This is a genomic window from Streptomyces sp. NPDC048288 (assembly GCF_043201555.1).
GTDB lineage: Bacteria > Actinomycetota > Actinomycetes > Streptomycetales > Streptomycetaceae > Streptomyces.
The window spans coordinates 238805-261464 of sequence record NZ_JBICZD010000006.1 but is presented as its reverse complement, the minus strand read 5'-3'; the positions used below and the strand labels follow the sequence as shown (position 1 = coordinate 261464).

General features: G+C 71.7%; 20 protein-coding genes. 18 read left to right on the top strand and 2 right to left on the bottom strand.

The annotated features are described in order from the left end of the window. Nucleotides 1–3 precede the first annotated feature (3 nt). The 17 genes from ACGFZS_RS23125 to ACGFZS_RS23045 all read left to right on the top strand — a co-directional run bounded on the left by ACGFZS_RS23125 (nt 4) and on the right by ACGFZS_RS23045 (nt 18189). Nucleotides 4–753, top strand: a complete 750-nt coding sequence (locus ACGFZS_RS23125) for a GntR family transcriptional regulator (protein ID WP_393797008.1) — start codon at nt 4–6, stop codon at nt 751–753. A gap of 199 nt (nt 754–952) precedes the next feature. Further along, on the top strand, nt 953–1957 hold the full coding sequence (locus ACGFZS_RS23120; protein ID WP_393796711.1) for a sugar ABC transporter substrate-binding protein: 1005 nt from the start codon (nt 953–955) through the stop codon (nt 1955–1957). Beyond that, complete coding sequence (locus ACGFZS_RS23115) at nt 1954–3018, top strand: ABC transporter permease (RefSeq protein WP_393796710.1); 1065 nt, start codon at nt 1954–1956, stop codon at nt 3016–3018. Before ACGFZS_RS23120 ends, ACGFZS_RS23115 begins: the two co-directional genes overlap by 4 nt. Beyond that, nucleotides 3015–3779, top strand: coding sequence for an ATP-binding cassette domain-containing protein (locus ACGFZS_RS23110; protein ID WP_393796709.1), 765 nt, complete (start codon nt 3015–3017; stop codon nt 3777–3779). Before ACGFZS_RS23115 ends, ACGFZS_RS23110 begins: the two co-directional genes overlap by 4 nt. Nucleotides 3780–3895: 116 nt before the next feature. Beyond that, on the top strand, nt 3896–5041 hold the full coding sequence (locus ACGFZS_RS23105) for an ROK family glucokinase (RefSeq protein WP_351729869.1): 1146 nt from the start codon (nt 3896–3898) through the stop codon (nt 5039–5041). Further along, the gene (locus ACGFZS_RS23100) at nt 5038–5622 is read left to right on the top strand and encodes a sugar kinase (RefSeq protein ID WP_393796708.1); all 585 of its coding nucleotides are present in this window, start codon (nt 5038–5040) and stop codon (nt 5620–5622) included. Before ACGFZS_RS23105 ends, ACGFZS_RS23100 begins: the two co-directional genes overlap by 4 nt. Before the next feature lie 127 nt (nt 5623–5749). Then, nucleotides 5750–8569: an SNF2-related protein gene (locus tag ACGFZS_RS23095; RefSeq protein WP_393796707.1), complete on the top strand. Its 2820-nt coding sequence runs from the start codon at nt 5750–5752 to the stop codon at nt 8567–8569. Beyond that, nucleotides 8566–10851, top strand: coding sequence for an SWIM zinc finger family protein (locus tag ACGFZS_RS23090; RefSeq protein ID WP_393796706.1), 2286 nt, complete (start codon nt 8566–8568; stop codon nt 10849–10851). Before ACGFZS_RS23095 ends, ACGFZS_RS23090 begins: the two co-directional genes overlap by 4 nt. 55 nt (nt 10852–10906) lie before the next feature. Further along, nucleotides 10907–11518, top strand: coding sequence for a hypothetical protein (locus ACGFZS_RS23085; RefSeq protein ID WP_393653796.1), 612 nt, complete (start codon nt 10907–10909; stop codon nt 11516–11518). Between the two features lie 104 nt (nt 11519–11622). Beyond that, the gene (pcaC, locus tag ACGFZS_RS23080) at nt 11623–12942 is read left to right on the top strand and encodes a 4-carboxymuconolactone decarboxylase (protein WP_393796705.1); all 1320 of its coding nucleotides are present in this window, start codon (nt 11623–11625) and stop codon (nt 12940–12942) included. 28 nt (nt 12943–12970) lie between these two features. Next, a complete protein-coding gene (locus tag ACGFZS_RS23075; protein WP_393796704.1) occupies nt 12971–13606 on the top strand; it encodes an MBL fold metallo-hydrolase in 636 nt (211 codons plus the stop codon). Between the two features lie 36 nt (nt 13607–13642). Further along, on the top strand, nt 13643–14422 hold the full coding sequence (locus ACGFZS_RS23070) for an exodeoxyribonuclease III (RefSeq protein WP_393653789.1): 780 nt from the start codon (nt 13643–13645) through the stop codon (nt 14420–14422). 16 nt (nt 14423–14438) lie between these two features. Beyond that, the gene (locus ACGFZS_RS23065; RefSeq protein WP_355721905.1) at nt 14439–14846 is read left to right on the top strand and encodes a DUF6278 family protein; all 408 of its coding nucleotides are present in this window, start codon (nt 14439–14441) and stop codon (nt 14844–14846) included. 110 nt (nt 14847–14956) lie between these two features. Then, complete coding sequence (locus ACGFZS_RS23060) at nt 14957–15700, top strand: amino acid ABC transporter ATP-binding protein (protein ID WP_393796703.1); 744 nt, start codon at nt 14957–14959, stop codon at nt 15698–15700. Nucleotides 15701–15716: 16 nt separating this feature from the next. After that, nucleotides 15717–16685, top strand: a complete 969-nt coding sequence (locus ACGFZS_RS23055; protein WP_393796702.1) for a glutamate ABC transporter substrate-binding protein — start codon at nt 15717–15719, stop codon at nt 16683–16685. A gap of 11 nt (nt 16686–16696) precedes the next feature. Further along, nucleotides 16697–17341 carry an amino acid ABC transporter permease gene (locus tag ACGFZS_RS23050; RefSeq protein WP_393653780.1) on the top strand — a complete coding sequence of 215 codons (645 nt, stop codon included), beginning with the start codon at nt 16697–16699 and terminating at the stop codon, nt 17339–17341. Further along, entirely contained in the window at nt 17338–18189 is an 852-nt protein-coding gene (locus tag ACGFZS_RS23045) for an amino acid ABC transporter permease (protein WP_393536205.1), read from the top strand. The genes ACGFZS_RS23050 and ACGFZS_RS23045 overlap by 4 nt, the downstream gene beginning before the upstream one ends. Nucleotides 18190–18232: 43 nt before the next feature. On the opposite strand, the gene ACGFZS_RS23040 is transcribed toward ACGFZS_RS23045, so the two are convergent. Both ACGFZS_RS23040 and ACGFZS_RS23035 read right to left on the bottom strand, forming a co-directional pair. After that, nucleotides 18233–19801 (bottom strand): alpha/beta fold hydrolase, encoded by a 1569-nt coding sequence (locus tag ACGFZS_RS23040; RefSeq protein WP_393796701.1) that lies wholly within the window; start codon nt 19799–19801, stop codon nt 18233–18235. 116 nt (nt 19802–19917) lie between these two features. After that, nucleotides 19918–20682 carry a hypothetical protein gene (locus ACGFZS_RS23035; protein ID WP_393796700.1) on the bottom strand — a complete coding sequence of 255 codons (765 nt, stop codon included), beginning with the start codon at nt 20680–20682 and terminating at the stop codon, nt 19918–19920. Between the two features lie 143 nt (nt 20683–20825). Here ACGFZS_RS23035 and ggt point away from each other — a divergent pair, with 143 nt between their 5' ends. Beyond that, entirely contained in the window at nt 20826–22622 is a 1797-nt protein-coding gene (ggt, locus tag ACGFZS_RS23030) for a gamma-glutamyltransferase (RefSeq protein ID WP_393796699.1), read from the top strand. Nucleotides 22623–22660 lie beyond the last annotated feature (38 nt).

Here is a 22660-nt window from a genome sequence, read left to right as displayed (position 1 = left end):
GATGTGGACCCGACCGTCACGCTCGACCTCAGTGTGGACCGGAGCTCGCCGGTGCCGTTGTACTTCCAGCTCGCGCAGCAGCTGGAGGCGGCCATCGAGCACGGCTCGCTCACCCCCGGCAGCCTGCTGGGCAACGAGATCGAGCTGGCCGCACGGCTCGGCCTGTCCCGCCCGACCGTCCGGCAGGCCATCCAGTCCCTCGTCGACAAGGGCCTCCTGGTCCGTCGCCGGGGTGTCGGCACCCAGGTCGTGCACAGCCAGGTGAAACGCCCCCTGGAACTCAGCAGCCTCTACGACGACCTGGAGTCGGCCGGTCAGCGTCCCGCGACGAAGGTGCTGGTCAACACGGTCGTCCCGGCCTCCGCCGAGGTCGCCGCCGCGCTCGGGGTGGCCGAGGGCACCGAGGTGCACCGGGTCGAACGGCTGCGGCTGGCGCACGGCGAGCCGATGGCGTACCTGACCAACTACCTGCCGCCCGGACTGCTCGACCTGGACACCGCGCAGCTGGAGGCGACCGGCCTCTACCGCCTGATGCGGGCCGCCGGGATCACCCTGCACAGCGCCCGCCAGTCGATCGGCGCGCGCGGCGCCACCGGCGCCGAGGGCGAGCGGCTCGCCGAGCCGGAGGGGGCCCCGCTGCTCACCATGCAGCGCACCACGTACGACGACACCGGCCGCGCCGTCGAGTTCGGCGACCACATCTACCGGCCGACCCGCTACTCCTTCGAGTTCCAGCTCCTCGTACGGTCCTGAACGCCGCCCGGAATCCGACATTCCGTCAGTCGTAATGTCCGGACAAATTCACGGTGGAGTGCACCCACCCCTGTCAGGGGTGTACCCCGTGTTCGATACTGATGCTTTTGGGGCAGGCGAGGTCGCCGTCGGTGGTCACCCACGGTGAGCTCGCCCGCCCCTCTCGCACGTATGAGCACGGCAAGAAGGGCACGGCCTCGTGGCACGGTTTCGGACCTGGGTGGGCATCGCGGTGGCGGGGGCGCTGAGCGTCACCCTCGCCGGCTGCAGCAGTACCGGCGGCAAGCGGGCGGAGGACGCCCGCGACGCGGCGGCGGCCCAGGGCAGGGCGGCGGTGAACACCCCCCGCTGGACCTTCGCGATGATCACCCACTCGGGAGACGGCGACACCTTCTGGGACATCGTGCAGAGCGGCGCCGAGCAGGCCGCCCGCAAGGACAACATCCACTTCCTCTACTCGCACGACGACGAGGCCCAGCAGCAGGCGCAGCTCGTGGACGCGGCGGTCGACAAGAAGGTCGACGGCATCATCGTCACCCTCGCCAAGCCCGACGCCCTCAAGGCGGCCGTGGCCCGGGCCGAGAAGGCCGGCATCCCGGTGATCACGGTCAACTCCGGTTCCGCGGAGTCCAAGGCCTTCGGCGCCCTCACGCACATCGGCCAGGACGAGACCATCGCGGGCCAGGCGGTCGGCGACGAGCTGAACCGGCGGGGGAAGAGGAAGGCCCTGTGCGTCCTGCACGAGCAGGGCAACGTCGGCCACGAGCAGCGCTGCGCGGGTGTCGCCGAGAACTTCTCCGGCACGGTCGAGAACCTCTACGTCAACGGCACCAACATGCCCGACGTGCAGTCCTCGATCGAGGCCAAGCTCCAGGCCGACAAGTCCATCGACGCCGTCGTCACCCTCGGGGCGCCGTACGCCGACACCGCCGTGAAGGCGAGGACGGACGCCGGCAGCGAGGCCGAGGTCGACACCTTCGACCTCAACGCCAAGGTCGCCGCCGAACTGGAGAACGGCACCCTCGGCTTCGCCGTGGACCAGCAGCCGTACCTCCAGGGCTACCAGGCGGTCGACCTGCTGTGGCTCTACAAGTACAACGGCGACGTCCTCGGCGGCGGCCGGCCGGTGCTCACCGGTCCGCAGATCATCACCAAGGACCAGGCGGGCGCGCTCGCGAAGTACACCGAGCGGGGCACCCGATGAGCGCGACGCTGGACCAAACTCCTGAAGAGACGTTGGGCGAAACTCCTGAAGAAAGGATTCTGCAGACCTCGGTCCCGCGGAAGCTCCTCTCCCGTCCGGAACTGGGCTCGGTCGTCGGCGCGGTCGCCGTCTTCCTCTTCTTCGCGGTGGCCGCCGACGGCTTCCTGCGCGCCCCCAGCATCAGCACGGTCCTCTACGCCTCCTCGACGATCGGCATCATGGCCGTCCCGGTGGCGCTGCTGATGATCGGCGGCGAGTTCGACCTCTCGGCGGGCGTCCTGGTGACCTCGTCCGCGCTGGTCTCCTCGATGTTCAGCTACCAGATGACGGCGAACACCTGGGTCGGCGTGGGCGTCTCCCTGCTGGTCACCCTCGCCGTCGGCGCCTTCAACGGCTACGTGCTCACCCGCACCCGGCTGCCCAGCTTCATCGTCACCCTGGGCACCTTCCTGATGCTGACCGGCGCGAACCTGGGCCTCACCAAGCTCGTCGACGGCACGGTCTCCACCAAGACCGTCGCCGACATGGAGGGCTTCGCGTCCGCCCGCGCGGTCTTCGCCTCCACCGTCACGGTCGGCGGGGTCGACTTCAAGATCACGATCCTGTGGTGGCTCGCCCTGGTCGCCATGGCCTCCTGGATCCTGCTGCGCACCCGCACCGGCAACTGGATCTTCGCGGTCGGCGGCAACCAGGACGCGGCCCGCGCGGTCGGCGTCCCCGTCGCCAGGACCAAGATCGGCCTCTACATGGGCGTGGCGTTCGGCGCCTGGATCTCCGGCCAGCACCTGCTCTTCTCGTACGACGCCGTCCAGTCCGGCGAGGGCGTCGGCAACGAGCTGATCTACATCATCGCGGCCGTCATCGGCGGCTGCCTGATCACCGGCGGCCACGGCAGCGCGGTCGGCTCGGCGGTCGGCGCGCTCCTCTTCGGCATGACCAGCAAGGGCATCGTCTTCGCCGAGTGGAACCCCGACTGGTTCAAGTTCTTCCTCGGAGCGATGCTGCTCCTCGCGACCCTGCTCAACACCTGGGTCCGCAAGCGCGCGGAGGCCACCGCATGACCCTCGTCCGGCTGACCGACGTCAGCAAGCACTACGGCACCGTCCGCGCCCTGGAAGGCGTCTCCCTGGAGGTCCACGCGGGCGAGATCACCTGCGTCCTCGGCGACAACGGCGCCGGCAAGTCCACGCTCATCAAGATCGTCGCGGGGCTGCACGGCCACGACGGCGGCACCCTGCACATCGACGGCGAGGAGACCACCCTGGCCTCCCCGCGCGACGCCCTCGACCGCGGCATCGCCACCGTCCACCAGGACCTGGCCGTGGTCCCGCTCATGCCGGTCTGGCGCAACTTCTTCCTCGGCTCCGAGCCCCGCAAGGGCCTTCTCAAACGCCTCGACGTCGACTTCATGCGCCGCACCACCCACACCGAACTCCTCCGCATGGGCATCGACCTCCGCGACGTCGACCAGCCCATCGGCACCCTGTCGGGCGGCGAACGCCAGTGCGTGGCCATCGCACGGGCCGTGTACTTCGGCGCCAAGGTCCTGATCCTCGACGAGCCCACGGCCGCACTGGGCGTGAAGCAGTCAGGTGTGGTCCTGAAATACGTGGCGGCGGCACGCGACCAGGGCCTGGGTGTTGTGTTGATCACCCATAACCCGCATCACGCGTACCTGGTGGGGGACAGGTTCGTGCTGCTCAGGCGAGGCACGATGGTAGGGAGCCACACACGTGAAGCGATCACGCTGGACGAGCTGACCCGCCAGATGGCAGGCGGAAGCGACCTCGAGTCTCTACGCCACGAACTGCAGCGGACCTAGGGGCGCGGGGAACTGCGCGACCAGCCACCGACCACCCGCACCAGGCGACGCACGCGCACCCCCCTTTATGTCCCCCGAACGGCACTCGGCGTCGGCGTGCGGCAGAATCGAGCCCGATGAGCACCTACCGCGACCTCACCGCCCCCATCGGCTCCCGCCGTGCCCCGGTCCTGCGAACCGTCGGCACCCGGGAACGCCGCTCCCACCTGACAGCACCCCGTGTGCCAACGGTGGGCATCGACATCGGCGGCACCAAGGTCATGGCGGGCGTCGTGGACGCCGACGGCAACATCCTGGAGAAACTCCGCACGGAGACCCCGGACAAGTCCAAGAGCCCGAAGGTCGTCGAGGACACGATCGTCGAGCTGGTCCTGGACCTGTCCGACCGGCACGACGTGCACGCGGTCGGCATCGGCGCGGCCGGCTGGGTCGACGCCGACCGCAACCGCGTCCTGTTCGCCCCGCACCTGTCCTGGCGCAACGAGCCGCTGCGCGACCGCCTCGCCGGCCGCCTCGCGGTGCCCGTCCTGGTCGACAACGACGCCAACGCCGCCGCCTGGGCGGAGTGGCGGTTCGGCGCCGGCCGCGGCGAGGACCACCTGGTCATGATCACACTCGGCACCGGCATCGGCGGCGCGATCCTGGAGGACGGCCAGGTCAAGCGCGGCAAGTACGGCGTCGCCGGCGAGTTCGGACACATGCAGGTCGTGCCCGGCGGCCACCGCTGCCCGTGCGGCAACCGCGGCTGCTGGGAGCAGTACAGCTCCGGCAACGCGCTGGTCCGCGAGGCCAAGGAGCTGGCGGCGGCCGACTCCCCGGTGGCGTACGGGATCATCGAGCACGTCAAGGGCAACATCAACGAGATCAGCGGCCCGATGATCACCGAGCTGGCCCGCGAGGGCGACGCGATGTGCATCGAGCTGCTCCAGGACATCGGCCAGTGGCTCGGCGTCGGCATCGCCAACCTCGCCGCCGCCCTCGACCCCTCCTGCTTCGTGATCGGCGGTGGCGTCAGCGCCGCCGACGACCTGCTGATCGGCCCCGCGCGCGACGCGTTCAAGCGCCAGCTCACCGGCCGCGGCTACCGCCCCGAGGCCCGGATCGCCCGAGCCCAGCTGGGCCCCGAGGCCGGCATGGTCGGCGCCGCCGACCTCGCCCGGCTCGTCGCCCGCCGGTTCCGGCGCGCCAACCGGCGCCGGGTGGAGCGGTACGAGCGCTACGAGCGGTACGCGGAGGCCCGCCGTACCCGGGACACCGCATGACCGCTTCGCTGCCCCGCCAGGCCGCGCCGCCCGACGAACCGCACCGCCGTCCGTCCGAGACCCCGGGCCACAAGGCCCGCCGCCGGACGCTCACGCTGCTGATCATCGTGCTGCTCATCGGCGTACCGGCCGGCTATCTGGTGATCTCCGCCAACCAGAGCCGCAACAGCGGCAAGGACAAGGAGTCCAAGTACTCGGCGACCGGCCTCACCGAGGGCTGGCCGTCGAAGGTGCAGCGACGCCTGTACCAGGTGCCGGTCCCGCACCCGGCCGACACGATCGCGTACTACGAGACGAACAACTGGAAGACCAGCCGTCTCTACGTCCAGTTCCGCACCAACAGCGCCGGCCTGGACAGCTTCCTGGAGGGCATGGGCGTCAACCGGGACGCCCTCAAGAAGGACGACATCAGCATCAGCGCCCGCGACCAGAAGATCACCGGCTGGAAGTTCACCGGTCCCGGCGCCTGGTCGGGCCTGACGCACAAGCAGAAGAACCCGGCGCCCACCCAGGACGTGGTCGTGAACACGGCCGACCCCGACTACCCGATGATCTACGTGGTCTCGCGCACCGTCCCGTAGTACCCGGCCGTGGCCGTGGCCGTGGCCGTGGCCGTGGCCGCGGCCGGTCGCCAGGGCCGATTGTCAGACCCCGCCCGTACAGTCGGAGACGTCTGATCCGACAACCGGGCGGGAGGTGGCAGAACGTATGAGCGGCACGGTGACCGAGACCCCAGACGGCGTGCCCGTGCGCCTCGCCGCGATCTATCTGCCCGCCGACCTCCCACGCCACGGCCGGATGGCCTTCTGGGACCCGGAGGGCGCCCCACTGCCCGCCGCCGCGACCGGTTCCGCGACCGAGGACCTGACGGTCGTACGACCGCACGGTGCCGGTGTCCGCCGCCGGCAGGTGCCCGCGCTGACCCTGCCGCTCGCCGAGGCCCTCCCGCTGCTCGTCCGGGCCCGCCGCGACCCGGCCGCCCACCCCGCCACCGCCTGCTGGGGAGCCGCCGCCCAGCACGCGCTGCGGCTCGCCGCCCGAGGCCGCCTGCTGCCCGGCCTGACCCCGGCCGGGCACGACGCCTGGCGGGCCGGCCCGCTGGAACCCGCCGACATCGCCCACCTGCGCGCGGTCGCCGCCGCCCTGCCCGCCGAGGGCCACGCCGTCCCGCTGCCCGGCCCCGGTCCGCTGCTGCTGCCCCGGCCGGAGGCGCTGATCCGCTCCTTCCTGGACGCGGTCGCCGACACCCTGCCCCGCACCCCGGCCGCGCCCCACACCTCGGGCAGGCCCTTCGCCGCCCGCGAGGCACAGCGGCTGCCCGACGCCCGAGAGTGGGCCGCGGAGGTCGCCGCCGGCATGGACGCCGGCGTGCGCATCTCCCTGCGCCTGGACCTCTCGGCGTACGACCTGTTCGACGACGGCGAGGGCGCGCCCCGCGCGGGAGCGGCGATCGTCCAGGTGCACAGCCTCGCCGACCCCACCCTGGTGACCGACGCGGCGGCGCTGTGGGCGGGGCGGTCCGACGCCGCCTTCGGCCCCCGCGCGCGCGTGGACGCGGCACTGGCCGTGCGCCGGGTCGCGCGGGTCTGGCCACCGCTGGACCGGCTCGCGGAACAGGACGTGCCGGACGTGCTCGCGCTCTGCGAGGAGGAGCTGGGCGAGCTGCTCGGGGTGGCGGCGACCAGGCTCTCGGCGGCCGGGGTCGCCGTGCACTGGCCCCGCGACCTGGCACAGGACCTGACCGCCTCGGCCGTCATCCGCCCCGCCCCCGGGTCCGCGACCGACGGCACCGGCTTCTTCGAAGGCGAGGAACTGCTCCAGTTCCGCTGGCAGCTGGCGATCGGCGGCGACCCGCTCAGCGAGGCCGAGATGGACGCGCTCGCCGAGGCACACCGGCCGGTGGTCCGGCTGCGGGACAGCTGGGTACTGGTCGACCCGGCCCTGGTCCGCAAGGCCCGCAAACGCGAACTGGGCCTGCTCGACCCGGTCGACGCGCTCTCCGTGGCGCTCACCGGCGAGGCCGAGGTGGACGGCGAGACCGTCGAGGCGGTCCCCGTCGGCCTCCTCGCGGCCCTCCGCGACCGCCTCACCGCCGGCATCCACCCGGCGGAACCGCCCGCCGGACTGCACGCCACCCTGCGCGACTACCAGCTCCGTGGCCTGGCCTGGCTCGACCTCATGACCTCCCTCGGCCTCGGCGGCTGTCTCGCCGACGACATGGGCCTCGGCAAGACCATCACCGTCATCGCCCTGCACCTCAAGCGGGCCCGGACCGAACCGACCCTGGTGGTCTGCCCGGCCTCCCTGCTGGGCAACTGGCAGCGGGAGATCGCCCGGTTCGCGCCCGGCGTCCCGGTCCGCCGCTTCCACGGCCCCGACCGCACCCTGGACGGCCTCGACGGCGGCTTCGTCCTCACGACCTACGGCACCATGCGCGCCACGGCCGCGCGGCTCGCCGAACAGCCCTGGGGCATGGTCGTCGCCGACGAGGCGCAGCACGTCAAGAACCCCTACTCGGCGACCGCCAAAGCCCTGCGCACGATTCCGTCCCCGGCGCGCGTGGCCCTCACCGGCACCCCCGTGGAGAACAACCTCTCCGAGCTCTGGGCCCTGCTCGACTGGACCACCCCCGGCCTCCTCGGCCCGCTGAAGTCCTTCCGCGCCCGGCACGCGCGTGCCGTGGAGAACGGCGAGGACGCGGAGGCCGTGACCAGGCTCGCCCGCCTGGTCCGCCCCTTCCTCCTCCGCCGCAAGAAGTCCGACCCCGGGATCGTCCCCGAACTCCCGCCCAAGACCGAGACCGACCACCCGGTCCCGCTCACCCGCGAACAGGCCGCCCTGTACGAGGCGGTGGTGCGCGAGTCGCTGCTCGCCATCGAGACCGCGGAGGGCATCGCGCGGCGCGGCCTGGTGCTCAAGCTCCTCGGCGCCCTGAAGCAGATCTGCGACCACCCCGCGCTGTACCTGAAGGAGGACGGCCGCCCGGACACCCTGGCCGCCCGCTCCGGCAAGCTCACCCTGCTCGACGAACTGCTGGACACCGTCCTCGCCGAGGACGGCTCGGTACTGGTCTTCACCCAGTACGTCGGCATGGCCCGCATGATCACCGCGCACCTCCAGGCCCGCGCGGTCCCGGTCGACCTGCTGCACGGCGGCACACCGGTCCCGGAGCGGGAGCGCATGGTCGACCGCTTCCAGGCCGGCGCGACCCCGGTCCTCGTCCTCTCCCTGAAGGCCGCGGGCACCGGACTCAACCTCACCCGCGCGGGCCATGTCGTCCACTTCGACCGCTGGTGGAACCCGGCCGTGGAGGAACAGGCCACCGATCGCGCGTACCGCATCGGCCAGACCCAGCCGGTCCAGGTCCACCGCCTGGTCACCGAGGGCACCGTCGAGGACCGCATCGCCGAGATGCTGGAGTCCAAGCGGGCCCTCGCCGACGCGATCCTCGGCTCCGGCGAGGCCGCCCTGACCGAACTGACCGACCGTGAGCTGTCCGACCTGGTCTCGCTGCGGAGGACGTCATGAGCGAGGGCGGCGAACAGCGGCCGGGCGACGCGGCACGACGCGCACTGCGGGCGGCGCGGGAGCGCGGGGCGGAGACCGGGGGCGCCGGGACGACCACCGGCGAGGGCACGGGCCCGGCGTCGGCGGAGTCGGCCGAGGGCACGGCGCACCGCCCGGAGCAGGCGCCCGGCGCGGCCGGATCCGGAGAACAGGCGTCCGGTGCCGGCTCGCGGGGGAGCGGAGCCATGTCCCCGGGACCGGCACCGGGACCGGCACCGAGGCCGGGAGACGCCGCGCGTCTGGCGCTGCGGACGGCCGTCGCCGCGAAGGTGGCGAAGGGGGCTGTGGAAACCGAGGGAACGGAGGAGGAGGCCACCGCCTCCGGCGGCGCAGGCGGTTCCGGCCGTTCCGGTTCCGGCTTCGGCGGTCCCGATTCCGGCTTCGGACCTCACGAGACCGACGCAGAGGAGACCGCCCCGCACGGAGCCCGGGACGCCGCTACGGATGCGATCCGGGACGCCGTTTCCGACGCAGCACGGGACGCCGCTACGGACGCAGCCCGGCCCGAGCCCGGTGCCGGCGGCGCCCGCCCCGGTGACGTCGCCCGGCAGGCACTGCGTGCGGCCCGCGAGGAGCGGCGGCGGGCCGCAGAGGCCGTGGCAGAGGCGTCCTCGGCGGCACCGGCCCGCGTGGTGCGCCCGCTGCCGTCGCCGCACGCGCCCGCCGCGCCCCGCCACAGCACCGCGCGTGACCTGAAGCAGTTCCTGGCCACCGCGTTCCGGATGCCCCCGGCCGACGACGAGCCCGAGGCCACCGCAGAGGCCGACCTCCCGCCCACGATCGGCACACTAACCGGCGATCCGGCGGCCACGAGCGCCTCCGTCTCCCCACCGCCGACCGGCGACCCGGCGGCCACGAGTACCTCCGCCTCCCCACCGCCCGCCACCTCCCGCCCTCCGGAGACCGACACCCCGAACGCCCCCGCCGCCTATGCCGCTCCGGCCACCCCCGCCGCCCCCCACCTCCCCCGCACCATGGCCACCCCCCACCGCGACACCGAACTCCGCCGTACCTTCCCCTCCCTTTCCCTTCCGTCCCGCGCCGAGGCCGCCGCCTCCGGTGCCGACTTCGCCGAGACCTGGTGGGGCAACGCCTGGGTCAGGGCGCTCGAAGAGGGCGCGTTGGACGTCAAGCGGCTCGCGCGGGGCCGGAGTTATGCCGAGCAGGGGCATGTGGACGCGATCACGGTGACGCCGGGGCTGGTGCTGGCGTATGTGCAGGGGAGCCGGCCCCGGCCGTACCGCGTGCAGCTAGGCCTGCGCACCTTCGGCGAGGACGAGTGGGAGCGGTTCCTGGAGGCCGCCGCCGACCGCCCCGGAGACATCGCGGCGCTGCTGGACAAGGAGCTGCCGCAGGCCCTCGCCGACAGCGGGGTCCCGCTGCTCCCGGGCCCGGGCGAGCTCGAACCCCGGTGCAGCTGCCCGGACTTCGGGCACCCCTGCAAGCACGCGGCCGCCCTCTGCTACCAGACCGCGCGGCTGCTGGACGCCGACCCGTTCGTGCTGCTTCTGCTGCGCGGCCGAGGGGAACGCGAGGTGCTCGACGCGCTGTCCCGCCGCAACGCGGCCCGCGCCGCCCGGGAACGGCAGCCGGCGCCGCTGCCCGGCGTCCGCGCCTCCGAGGCTCTCCTGCCCCGCCGACTCCCGCCGCTGCCGCCCCCGTTGCCGGTTCCGCCGCACCCCGAGCAGCCCCCGGTCTATCCGGGGGTGCCCGGCGGCCCCGACCCCTTCGCGCTGGACCAGCTCGCCACCGACGCCGCCGCCCGCGCCCACGCCCTGCTCGCCACCGGGCGCGACCCGGTCGGCGAACTGACCCTCTGGCAGGACGCGGTGCGGCTCGCCGCCGCCCGCCCCGGTTCCGGCCTGACCGCGTCCACCCGCGCCCTGTACGCGTCCCTCGCGGACGCCGTCGGCCGCACCCCGGGCGACCTGGCGCGCGCGGTCGCCGCCTGGCGCCAGGGCGGCCTGGAGGGGCTGGCCGTCCTGGAGGAGCCCTGGGATCCGCCGGCCGGCCGCTTCGACCGGGCCCGGCCGCTGCTGCTCGCCGCCGACCTGCCGGTGTTCCGCCCCTGGCACAACCACCTCACCCACCCCGCCGGCCACCTCCAGCTCCGCCTGGGCCGGGACGGCCTCTGGTACGCCTACGAGTCGGAACCGGGCCACGACGACTGGTGGCCCAGAGGCACCCCGGACCTGGACCCGGTGGGCGCGCTCACCGGCCTCGGCGCGTCGGACGGCCTGTAGGAGCTGGACTGCGGGAGCAGGACTGATCAAGGGTCCGCCGGCGCACACATGGAATGTGGCCGGTTCTCTGCTCCTCTCCTTCATCGGAATCATCGGAACCCTGATCGGCAGCGGTCTGACGGGTTTCCTCTCCCTGCGCTCCGAGCGCGCCAGACAACAGGCTCTGGAACAACAGGAGGAACGCCAGTCACGGCAGCGCGAGCGGCTCCAGGAACTCGATCTCCGCCTGGAGCACCACCGCTGGCGGCGGGAGCACCGCAAGGCGATCTACGAGGAGTTCGCCGAGAAGTCGCAGACCGCCTGGATCGCGGCCCTCGACTATCACCGAAGCTGTCTGCCCGGTGCGTCGGACGCCGTGCAGCGGGAGGAGAGCCGGCTGCGCGGCAGATCGGCGTACCGGGAGGCCCTGCAGACGTCCTACGCGGTCGAGTTGCAGGGGCCCGACGAGGTGGCCGCCCGGGTGGCCGACTGCATATCCAGCCTGCGGTCCCTGCTGACCTGCGCCGAGGAGGAGGAAGCCAGGGTCGCGGCGGGACCGCTGAGCGAGGACGAGGCGGTGGAGCTGGACCGGCGGATCAACGCGTGCCTCGACGACACACAGGACCGACTACGGCTCTTCACCCGCGCCGGCCGGGCCGCCCTGGACCGCCCCACACCGCCCGCCTGACCCGGTGCGGGAGATCTTCGCAAGGCTCCCACAACCGGGTACGGCTTGCACGGGGTTGCGACCCGGGGACGTGGGATGGGGGGAGATGTGAGAGCGTGCAGGGCGTGAGTGAGACACCGACGAACACCCTGCAATACCGCTTTGACGGGCCGGAAGACGCACCTGTCCTGATCCTCGGTCCCTCACTGGGCACGACATGGCACATGTGGGACCGGCAGATTCCGGAGCTGATCCAGCAGTGGCGGGTGTTCCGCTACGACCTGCCCGGGCACGGCGGCGCCCCGGCGTATCCGGCCGGTTCGGTCGCCGAGCTGACCGCGCGGCTGCTGGCCACGCTGGACTCGGTGGGCGTACAGCGCTTCGGCTACGCGGGCTGTGCGCTCGGCGGTGCCGTCGGCATCGAGCTGGCCCTGCGGCACCCGGAGCGGATCGCCTCGCTCGCGCTGGTCGCCGCCTCGCCCCGGTTCGGGACGGCGGACGAGTTCCGCCAGCGCGGGGTGATCGTGCGCACGAACGGCCTCGACCCGATCGCCCGGACCTCCCCCGACCGCTGGTTCACCGGCGGGTTCGCCGCCGCCCAGCCCGCGATCACGGAGTGGGCCGTCCAGATGGTCCGCACGACCGACCCCGGCTGCTACATCACCGCCTGCGAGGCCCTGGCCGGCTTCGACGTACGGCACGAGGTCGCCCGGGTCGGGATGCCCACGCTCGTCCTGGTCGGCTCGGACGACCAGGTCACCGGGCCCGCCGAGGCCCGCACCCTGGTCGCCGCGATCCCGGACGCCCGGCTCGCGGTGGTGCCCGGCGCCTCCCACCTGGTCCCGGTCGAGCAGCCCGCCGCCGTCACCGACCTGCTGGTCCGGCACTTCTCCACCGCCTGGCAGCCCGCCTACGACTCCACCACCGGCCAGATCGCCATCCCGGCCGCCCCGGTGAAGCCGGTGCTGCCCGCCGTGCCCCTGGCCGTGCCACAGGTCGCGCCCCAGGTCACGCCGATCGCCGCGATCGCCCCGGCCGTCGTACCGCCGCAGCCGCTCGGGCGGCCGGACCCGTACGACGCGGGGCTGAAGGTCCGCCGGGAGGTGCTCGGGGACGCGCACGTGGACCGGGCGCTGGCGCAGGCAGACGAGTTCTCCGGGGACTTCCAGGAGTTCATCACCCGCTACGCCTGGGGCGAGATCTGGGACCGGCCCGGCCTCGACCGGCGCTCGCGCAGCTGTGTCACGCTGACCGCGCTGGTCGCGGGCGGCCACCTGGAGGAGCTGGGCTTCCACGTCCGGGCGGCCCTGCGCAACGGCCTCACCCCGGACGAGATCAAGGAAGTACTGCTGCAGGCGGCGGTGTACTGCGGGGTGCCGGCGGCGAACAGCGCCTTCCGGGTCGCCCAGCAGATCATCCGCGAGGAGACCACCCCCGAGGACTGAGGGACGGCATGGGGGCAGGATGGTGACCATGAAGCTCACCAAGAAGTCCCACTCGTGCGTGCGCCTGGAGAAGGACGGGCGCACGCTGGTGATCGACCCCGGCGGGTTCAGTGAGCAGGACGCGGCGGTCGGCGCCGACGCGATCCTGGTCACGCACGAGCACGCCGACCACTTCGACGAGGGCCGGCTGCGGGCCGCGCTGGACGCCGACCCGGCCGCCGAGATCTGGACCCTGAAGTCCGTCGCGGACCAGCTCGCGGCGGCCTTCCCGGGCCGGGTGCACACCGTCGGCCACGGCGACGCCTTCACCGCGGCCGGCTTCGACGTCCAGGTGCACGGCGAACTGCACGCGGTGATCCACCCCGACATCCCGCGCATCACCAACGTCGGCTACCTCGTCGACGGCGGCAAGGTGTTCCACCCCGGCGACGCGCTCACCGTCCCCGACCACCCGGTCGAGACGCTGATGCTCCCCGTGATGGCCCCCTGGAACAAGATCTCCGAGGTCATCGACTACGTCCGCGAGGTGAAGCCGCAGCGCGCCTACGACATCCACGACGCGCTGCTCACCGACCTGGCCCGGCCGATCTACGACCGCCAGATCGGCGCCCTGGGCGGCGCGGAGCACCTGCGGCTGGCCGCGGGAGGCTCGGCCGACGTCTGAGGCGCGTTGTCAGAGGGGCCCGGTAGGTTGTGGGACATGCGCATCGCGACCTGGAACGTGAACTCGATCACCGCCCGCCTGCCGAGGCTCCTCGCCTGGCTGGAGAGCAGCGGCACCGACGTGCTCTGCCTCCAGGAGGCCAAGCTCGCCGAGGCGCAGTTCCCGTTCGAGCCGCTGCGCGAGCTGGGCTACGAGGCGGCGGTGAACGCCACCGGCCGGTGGAACGGCGTGGCGGTGCTGTCCAGGGTCGGCCTGGAGGACGTCGTCAAGGGCCTGCCCGGCGACCCGGGCTACGAGGGCGCCGAGGAGCCCCGCGCGATCTCGGCGACCTGCGGCCCGGTCCGCGTCTGGTCGGTGTACGTACCGAACGGCCGCGAGGTGGACCACCCGCACTACGCCTACAAGCTCCAGTGGTTCGAGGCGCTGAAGGCCGCCGTCGCCGGGGACGCGGGCGGCAGCCGCCCCTTCGCGGTCCTCGGTGACTACAACGTGGCGCCGACCGACGACGACGTCTTCGACACCGCCGCCTTCGAGGGCCTCACCCATGTCACCCCGGCCGAGCGCGCCGCCCTCACCGCCCTGCGCGGGACCGGCCTGTCCGACGTGGTGCCGCGCCCGCTCAAGTACGACCACCCGTACACCTACTGGGACTACCGCCAGTTGGCCTTCCCGAAGAACCGCGGCATGCGTATCGACCTGGTGTACGGCAACGAAGCATTCGGTAAAGCCGTGCAGGACGCCTATGTCGACCGCGAGGAACGCAAGGGGAAAGGTGCTTCCGATCATGCCCCGGTGGTGGTGGACCTGGAGGTGTGAGTGTCAACCTGGGACCATGAACATCCCCTTTCTGGGCAACAGGCACGGCCACACCGGTGACGTCCACCACACCGCGGACCCCGATCTGCTCGCCGAGTGCGAGCTGTTGCGCGCCCAGGCGGCCGAGGAGGGCGTCGCGCTCGACGACACCCCGGCCTCGCTGGAGGCCCTCGACCAGTTGCTGCCGCGCTGGCGGGACGACGAGGAGACCGTGGCCTGGCTCGGCACCGACGCCGGTCTCTATCTGGGCACCGTACTGATCCGGACCGTGCCGGGCGCGGAGTGGGAGATCCGGGCGGACGGGGAGCCGGTCGTACGGCTGGCCTCCGGGCGGGAGTTCGAGGTCGTCGGGTCCGGCCAGGACTGGGCGGCGAGCGGCGTCCCCGAACTCTCCCAGCTCTACGCGGAGGTCGCCGAGGCCTGACCGCCGTAAATACGGCTAATGCCCGAAAAGTGCGTGTCGTGCACCCGGTTCAGTCGTCGCTGGATAGTTTGCGGCAACCACGACACGGCTGAGAGTGGGTAGGGCTGCGGATGGCCGTCGATCCTCTGATCGAACTGCGGGACGTCAACAAGTACTACGGGGAGCTCCACGTCCTGAGGGACATCGCTCTCACCGTCGGCAAGGGCGAGGTGGTCGTCGTCATCGGCCCCTCGGGGTCGGGAAAGTCGACGCTGTGCCGGACGATCAACCGCCTGGAGGCCGTCGAGTCCGGGACGATCACGCTCGACGGGCAGCCGCTGCCCCAGGAGGGCAAGGCCCTCGCGCGGCTCCGTGCCGAGGTCGGCATGGTCTTCCAGTCCTTCAACCTGTTCGCCCACAAGACCGTCCTGCAGAACGTCTCCCTCGCCCAGATCAAGGTCCGCAAGCTCAAGAAGGAACAGGCCGACCGGCGCTCGCGTGAACTCCTGGACCGGGTGGGCCTGTCGGCGCAAGCCGGGAAGTACCCCGCACAGCTCTCCGGCGGCCAGCAGCAGCGGGTGGCCATCGCCCGCGCCCTCGCCATGGAACCCAAGGCCCTCCTCTTCGACGAGCCCACCTCCGCCCTCGACCCGGAGATGATCAACGAGGTCCTCGAAGTCATGCGGCAGCTCGCCCGGGACGGCATGACCATGGTCGTCGTCACCCACGAGATGGGCTTCGCCCGCTCCGCCGCCCACCGGGTCGTCTTCATGGCCGACGGCCGGATCGTGGAGGACCGCACCCCGGAGGAGTTCTTCACCAACCCGCGCAGCGAGCGCGCCAAGGACTTCCTGTCCAAGATCCTCAAGCACTGAGCGGGGAGCACCACCCATGGTCCGTACCACCCGTGTGCCCGCCGCCCAGCCCAGGTCCGCCGCCCGAGCCCGGTCCGTCGCCCGGGTCCTGCTCACGGTCCTGCTCGTCGGCCTCATCGGCCTCACCGCCGGCGGCTGCGGCAAGGAGGGCAGCCCGCCGGGCAAGGGCCCTGCGGCCGACAGGCTTCCCCACTACGAGATCGCGCAGGGCTTCCGGCTGCCCGACTCCCCGACCTGGAACCGGGCGAAGAAGCGCGGCTACTTCGTCGTCGGCGTCAAGGAGGACCAGCCCTACCTCGGCCAGCGGGACCCGGCCACCGGCGTCTACTCGGGCTTCGACATCGAGATCGCCCGGATGATGTCCGCCTCCCTCGGCCTCGACCCCCAGAAGATCCGCTTCCGGACCATCGCCTCCGCCAACCGCGAGACCGCCCTGCAGAACGGCCAGATCGACTACTACGTCGGCACCTACACCATCAACGACAACCGCAAGAAGCTCGTCGGCTTCGCCGGTCCCTACTACATGGCGGGCCAGTCGCTACTCGTGCGCCGGGACGAGAACGACATCCACGGCCCCGAGGACCTCGCCGGCCGACGCGTCTGCTCGGCGGCCGGTTCGACGCCGTACCAGCGGATCAAGTCCGAGTACCCGAAGGCGGTCCTGGTCGCCTACGACACCTACTCCGTCTGCGTCGACAACCTGCTCACCTACCAGGTCGACGCCGTCACCACCGACGACGCCATCCTCATCGGCTACGCGGCGAAGGCCCCGGACGAACTCAAGGTCGTCGGCAGGCCCTTCTCGAAGGAGCCGTACGGCATCGGCGTCCCGCGCGACGACAACGCCCTGCGCTTCGCGATGGACGACGCCCTGGAGGCACGTGAGAAGAACGGCGACTGGAAGCGGGCCTACGAGGCGACGCTCGGCCTCTCCGGCGTACCGGCCCCGCAGCCGCCCCCGATCGACCGCTATCCCGCGAGCTGAGGGAGGACGGCATGAACGTACTGACCGACAACTTCCACACCTACGCCGAGGGTTTCCTCGGCACCGTCGAACTCACGGTCTACGCCTCGCTGCTGGCGCTGGTCCTCGGCTTCCTGATGGCCGCCTTCCGGGTCGCCCCGGTCGGCTCCCTGCGGATCTTCGGCACGGCCTGGGTCACCGTGCTCCGCAACACCCCGCTCACGCTCCTGTTCTTCGCGGTGCTGCTCGGCCTGCCCCGCTTCGGACTGGTGCTGCCCTTCAAGGTGTTCGCGGTCCTCGCCCTCGGCTGCTACACCTCCGCCTTCATCTGCGAGGCACTGCGCTCGGGCATCAACACCGTGCCCACGGGGCAGGGCGAGGCCGCCCGCAGCCTCGGCATGACCTTCGGGCAGACCCTCAACCTGGTGATCCTGCCCCAGGCGTTCCGGTCGGTGATCCCGCCGATCGGCTCCACCCTCATCGCGCTCGCCAAGAACTCCGCGATCGCGGGCGCGTTCAGCGTCACCGAACTCCTCGGCACCTACAAGACGTTGAGCGAGCTCGGCTACAACATCGTCTGGACCTTCGTCTGGATCGCCGTCGGCTACCTGATCATCACCCTCGCCATCAGCGCCCTCTTCCACGCGATGGAACGCACCTGGGGAGTCGCCCGATGACCGAGGCCGCCACCGCGCTCTACGACATCCCCGGCCCCCGCACCCGCAGGCGCCACCGGCTCTACGGCGCCCTGGCCACCGCCCTGCTCCTCGGCCTGCTCGCCTGGATCCTCTATCTCCTCTTCGACACCGGGCAGTTCACGTACACGAAGTGGATGCCCTTCGCGTACAAGGGGATCCAGGAACTCCTCCTGCGCGGCCTGGGCAACACCCTCAAGGCGTTCGCGATGGCGGCCGTCCTCTCCCTCGCCCTGGGCGGACTGCTGGCCACCGGACGGCTCTCGGACCACCGCCCGGTGCGCTGGCTCGCCACCGTCGTCGTGGAGTTCTTCCGGGCGATGCCCGTCCTCGTGATGATCTTCTTCATCTTCGTGGCGCTGAAGGTCCAGCCGCTGCCCGCCCTGGTCGCCGGACTCACCCTCTACAACGGCTCGGTGCTGGCCGAGGTGTTCCGCTCCGGGGTGCTCAGCGTCGAACGCGGCCAGGGGGAGGCCGCGTTCGCGCTCGGCATGCGCAAGACCCAGGTCATGTCGTACGTCCTGGTGCCCCAGGCCGTCCGGGCCATGCTGCCCGCCATCATCAGCCAGCTCGTGGTCGCCCTGAAGGACACCTCGCTCGGCTATCTCATCACCTACGAGGAGTTCCTCCATGCCGGGAAACTGATCGCGTCGAACCTCGACTACGATTTGCCCTTCATCCCTGTGGTGATGGTGATCTCGCCGATCTACATCGGGATGTGCATGTTGCTCTCGTGGTTCGCCGGCTGGGTGGCCCGGCGGGAGCAGCGCAGTCCGCGGACCGAGGCCGTCGAGGTGGCCCCGGCCGAACCAGGGACGCTGTTGCCGTAGGGGGCAGCAGCCAGGGCCAGGCCCGGCCGGCGGCAGCCGGAGATCACTGCTCGCGCAGCGGGACGGACACGTACGACGGGTCGTCCACCGGCGAGGAGAAGGTCAGCTGCGCGCCGGACGGGTTGTGCTCGATGTAGAGCGGGTCCACCGTGTCGACCACCAGCGCGAGCCGGTGCCCGGCCGGCACGTCGTAGGCCGTGGAGAACAGGTCCAGGTCCACGTCGAACGCCTTGCCGGGCGTCCGGCCGTGCCAGGTGTACGGCGCGTTCGTGACCAGCTTGCCGAGGCCGAGCGGGCCCACGTCGTAGAGGTAGGCGACGAGGGTGCCGCTCTCCTTGGTCGGGGTGAGGGTGGTGTGCAACCGGGCGGTGCCGCGCACCTGTTGTGCGCCGGCGTACCGCTCGGACTGCCAGACGGCGGCCCAGCGGCGCGGCAGCAGCGGGATCGAGGCGACCGGGGGCAGCTGGGCGATCTGGTCGAGGATGCTGGACAGGAAGACGATCCCGCCGTCCGCGCCCGAGTCGACGTTCGCGTGGACGGTGGCCGTGCCCGCGAGGTCGAACTTCCGGCGCGTGGCGCCGACCGACTTCCAGTCCGGATAGCCCTCGTAGCCGCCCGTGGAACGGGACGTGAGTTCCACCGGCTGCTCGCGGTCGATCCCGTTGTCCGCGCCCTTGAGGTAGTGGTCGAACCAGCGCTCGGTGTCCGTCCACACGTCGTTGGGCAGCCCGAACAGTCCGGTCAGCTCGGCGGTGGCGTGGTCGCCGGGGCGCAGCTCCAGCCGCTTGGGGCCGGTCAGCCTGCCGTAGAAGTCGGCGATCTGGTTGGGCGGGAAGATCGTGTCGCCCCAGGCGTTGGCGAGCATGATCGCCGCGCCGTTCTTGTTGATCTGGTCGACATAGGTGGCGGCGGATCGTTTCTTTCCCCAGTCGATCAGTTCCTGTTCCTTGGACAGGTCGCCGGCGAAGAAGTCCTTGAAGACCTGGCTGGTCTCCGCGCTCGGGCGGCCGGTGACCTGGCCGACGCCGTCGAGGAGGGCGGTGGCTTCGGAGTGTTCGGTGCGGCCCGAGTAGATCGAGTCGATCAGGTCGGCCCAGCCGCTGAGCGAGGCGACCGCCTTGATCCGCCGGTCGTGCGCGGCCGCGAGCAGGCTGATGCCGGCGCCGTACGACACGCCCGCCATGCCGATGTGCCCGGCGTCGGAGGGGGTGTTGGCGAGCGCCCAGTCGATCACCTTGGACGCGTCGGCCACATCGGGCGGACCCGCCACCTCGATCCCGCCGCCGGACTGCCAGAAGCCCCGGACGTTGTAGGCCACCACCACATAGCCGGAGTCGGCCAGTTTCTGCGCCTGGGCCAGGTACTGGACCTGGGGGAAGCCCCAGCTCGTGGGCATGACGAGCAGCGGGTAGCGACGCGAGCCGTCGGCGCCCGCGGGCGTGACGACGTTCGCCTTGAGGGCCGTACCGCCGTCGCCGCCGATGTCGACGAACCGGACGCTGTTCTGGGCGGCCTGGGCGGCGGGGGTGAACCCGAGGACGCCTCCGGCGATCAGGGTCGCGGAGACGGCGCCCACGGCGGTCGTACGCAGGGCCTTGCGATGGGTTCCCACAGGTCACTCCCCGTATGTGTCAGAGCAAAGTGACCCGACGGTAACCGCGACCTCTTACTGCAAGTAACCCGTCGGTAAGTTACGTGCGGGTAAAGATTGTTGAAGGGTGCAGGTGTTCAGCCGGCGCGGTGCGAGGCGGGTGCGGGGTCGGTCGCGGCGGGCGGCAGCGGGGCCTGCGCGGCGCGGCTGACGTCCGAGACGAGTTCGACCACGTCCGGGCCGTACGCCTGCGAGTTGACGACCTTGAGGAGCAGCACGAAGGTGCTCTTGCCGTGCTTGCGGGCGAGCCGCTCGTGGTTGCGGGCCAGGTAGCGGGTGGCCGCCTGGTTGGTGATCGCGCGCTGCCCGCAGAAGAGGAACACCGGGCGGGCGTCCGGGCGTTGGCCGGCGGTGAGGCGGGCGAGGAGCACGTACTCCGTGATGCCCGGGTCCAGCCGGTAGCGCTCGGCGCCGATCTGGAAGGCGCCGCGGTTCGGACCCGGCTCCGGGTCCACGTTGACGCGCACACCGGGCAGCATCGCCGACATGTGGGCCAGCATCCGGCGGTTCGACCCCGGCCCGCCCACGCAGAACTCCGTGCGCTCGCCGAAGCCCTGCTGCACGTTGTCCTGGGTCACCATCTGGAGGTTCGCGCCGCAGTCCTTGATCAGCGCGGCCAGCTCCAGGAGCGCGAACACGTCGAAACGGTGGACCGCCGGTTCGGAGGTGGCCGGATCACGGTTGACGACCAGCAGCGACTCCGAGTTCTCCGGCAGCCCGAAGAAGGCCTGCTTGCGGCGCAGCTTCCGTCGCCAGACGTAGGTGCGGGCCAGCCAGCCGAGGGCGGCGCTGATGCCGGCCGCCACCACACCGAGGACAATGTTGCGCAGGTCGTCATTCATGGGCGCGCATGCTAGCGGGCACAGGTGGCCGGAACGTACCCGTGTTCGAAGTGTGGCAGTCATATGACAGTGCCCTGAATGTGCCTGTCGGGGCCGTGGCCCCGCCGATACGCTGCGCGGACGTTCCGGAACTGGAGGTGCGGATGCGTCGCCCTGTCACGCGGAAACTGACGGTCCTGGCGGTCTCGGCCGCCGTGGTGTCGGTGGGAGCGGCAGCGCCGCCGGGCGCCTCCGGCGGGAGCGCGGTGACGAAGGTCCCGGTGGCCGTCGGCTACGGCGGTGCGGTCGCCAGCGTCGACGCGGACGCCTCCGCCGCCGGTATCGAGGTGCTGCGCAAGGGCGGCAACGCGGTCGACGCCGCCGTCGCCACCGCCGCCGCGCTGGGCGTCACCGAGCCGTACTCCTCCGGCATCGGCGGAGGCGGCTACTTCGTCTACTACGACGCCAAGTCCCGTACGGTGCACACGATCGACGGGCGGGAGACCGCGCCGCTCACCGCCGACTCGAACCTGTTCGTCGAGAACGGGCAGCCGCTCGCCTTCGCGGACGCCGTGAGCAGCGGGCTGAGCGTCGGTACGCCGGGGACGCCGGCCACCTGGCAGACGGCGCTGAACCAGTGGGGGAGCGAGCGGCTCTCCACCGTGCTGAAGCCGGCCGAGCGGATAGCCCGTGACGGGTTCACCGTCGACGACACCTTCCGGACGCAGACCGCCGCGAACGAGACACGGTTCCGGTACTTCCCGGACACCGCGAAGCTGTTCCTGCCGGGCGGGCAGCTGCCGGTGGTCGGCTCCACCTTCAAGAACCCCGATCTCGCCCGCACCTACCAGGAGTTGGGGAAGAAGGGGACCGGGGACGTCTACCGGGGAGGCCTCGGCAAGGACATCCTCTCCACGGTCGACAACCCGCCGGTGGACCCGGCTTCGGGGTGGAAGGCGCGCGCGGGCAAGCTGTCCGCGAAGGATCTGGCGGCCTACCGGGCCAAGTCGCAGGCGCCGACCGAGACGTCGTACCGCGGGCTGAAGGTGTACTCGATCGCGCCGTCGTCGTCAGGCGGCACGACGGTCGGGGAGGCCCTCAACATCCTGGAGAACACCGACCTCTCCAAGGCCAGCGAGGTGCAGTACCTGCACCACTTCATCGAGGCGAGCCGGATCTCCTTCGCCGACCGCGGACGGTGGGTCGGTGACCCCGCGTTCGAGGACGTGCCGACGAAGGGGCTGCTGTCCCAGCGGTACGCCGACGAGCGGGCGGCACTCATCCACGACGACTCGGTGCTGACCAGCCCGGTCGCGCCGGGTGACCCCGACGACCCGGGCTCCACGGGGACACCGGCGCCGACCACGTACGAGGGCGAGAACACGACGCACCTCACGGTCGCCGACAAGTGGGGGAACGTCGTCTCCTACACGCTGACCATCGAGCAGACCGGCGGCAGCGCGATCACCGTGCCGGGGCGGGGGTTCCTGCTCAACAACGAGCTGACCGACTTCTCGTTCGCCCCGGCGAACCCCGCGGTGCACGACCCGAACCTGCCCGGGCCCGGGAAGCGGCCGCGGTCCTCCATCTCGCCGACGATCGTGCTGGACAAGGCGAACAAGCCGGTGGTCGCGGTGGGGTCGCCCGGTGGGGCGACCATCATCACCACCGTGCTGCAGGTGCTGACCGAGTTCATTGACCGGCATCTGCCGTTGGTGGACGCGATCGCGGCGCCGCGGGCTTCGCAGCGGAACGCTGCCAAGACCGAGCTGGAGCCGGCGCTGTACAACGACCCCGAGTTGAGGGGGAAGTTGGAGGCGATCGGGCATGTGTTCTCGTTGAATGCGGAGATCGGGGCGGCTACGGGGGTGCAGCGGTTGCCGGGTGGGAAGTGGCTGGCGGCGGCTGAGACCGTGCGGCGAGGGGGAGGGTCCGCCCAAGTGGTGGATCCGGTGCGGTAGTCGGGCGGGTGCGGGTGCGTGGGGGCTGGTCGCGCAGT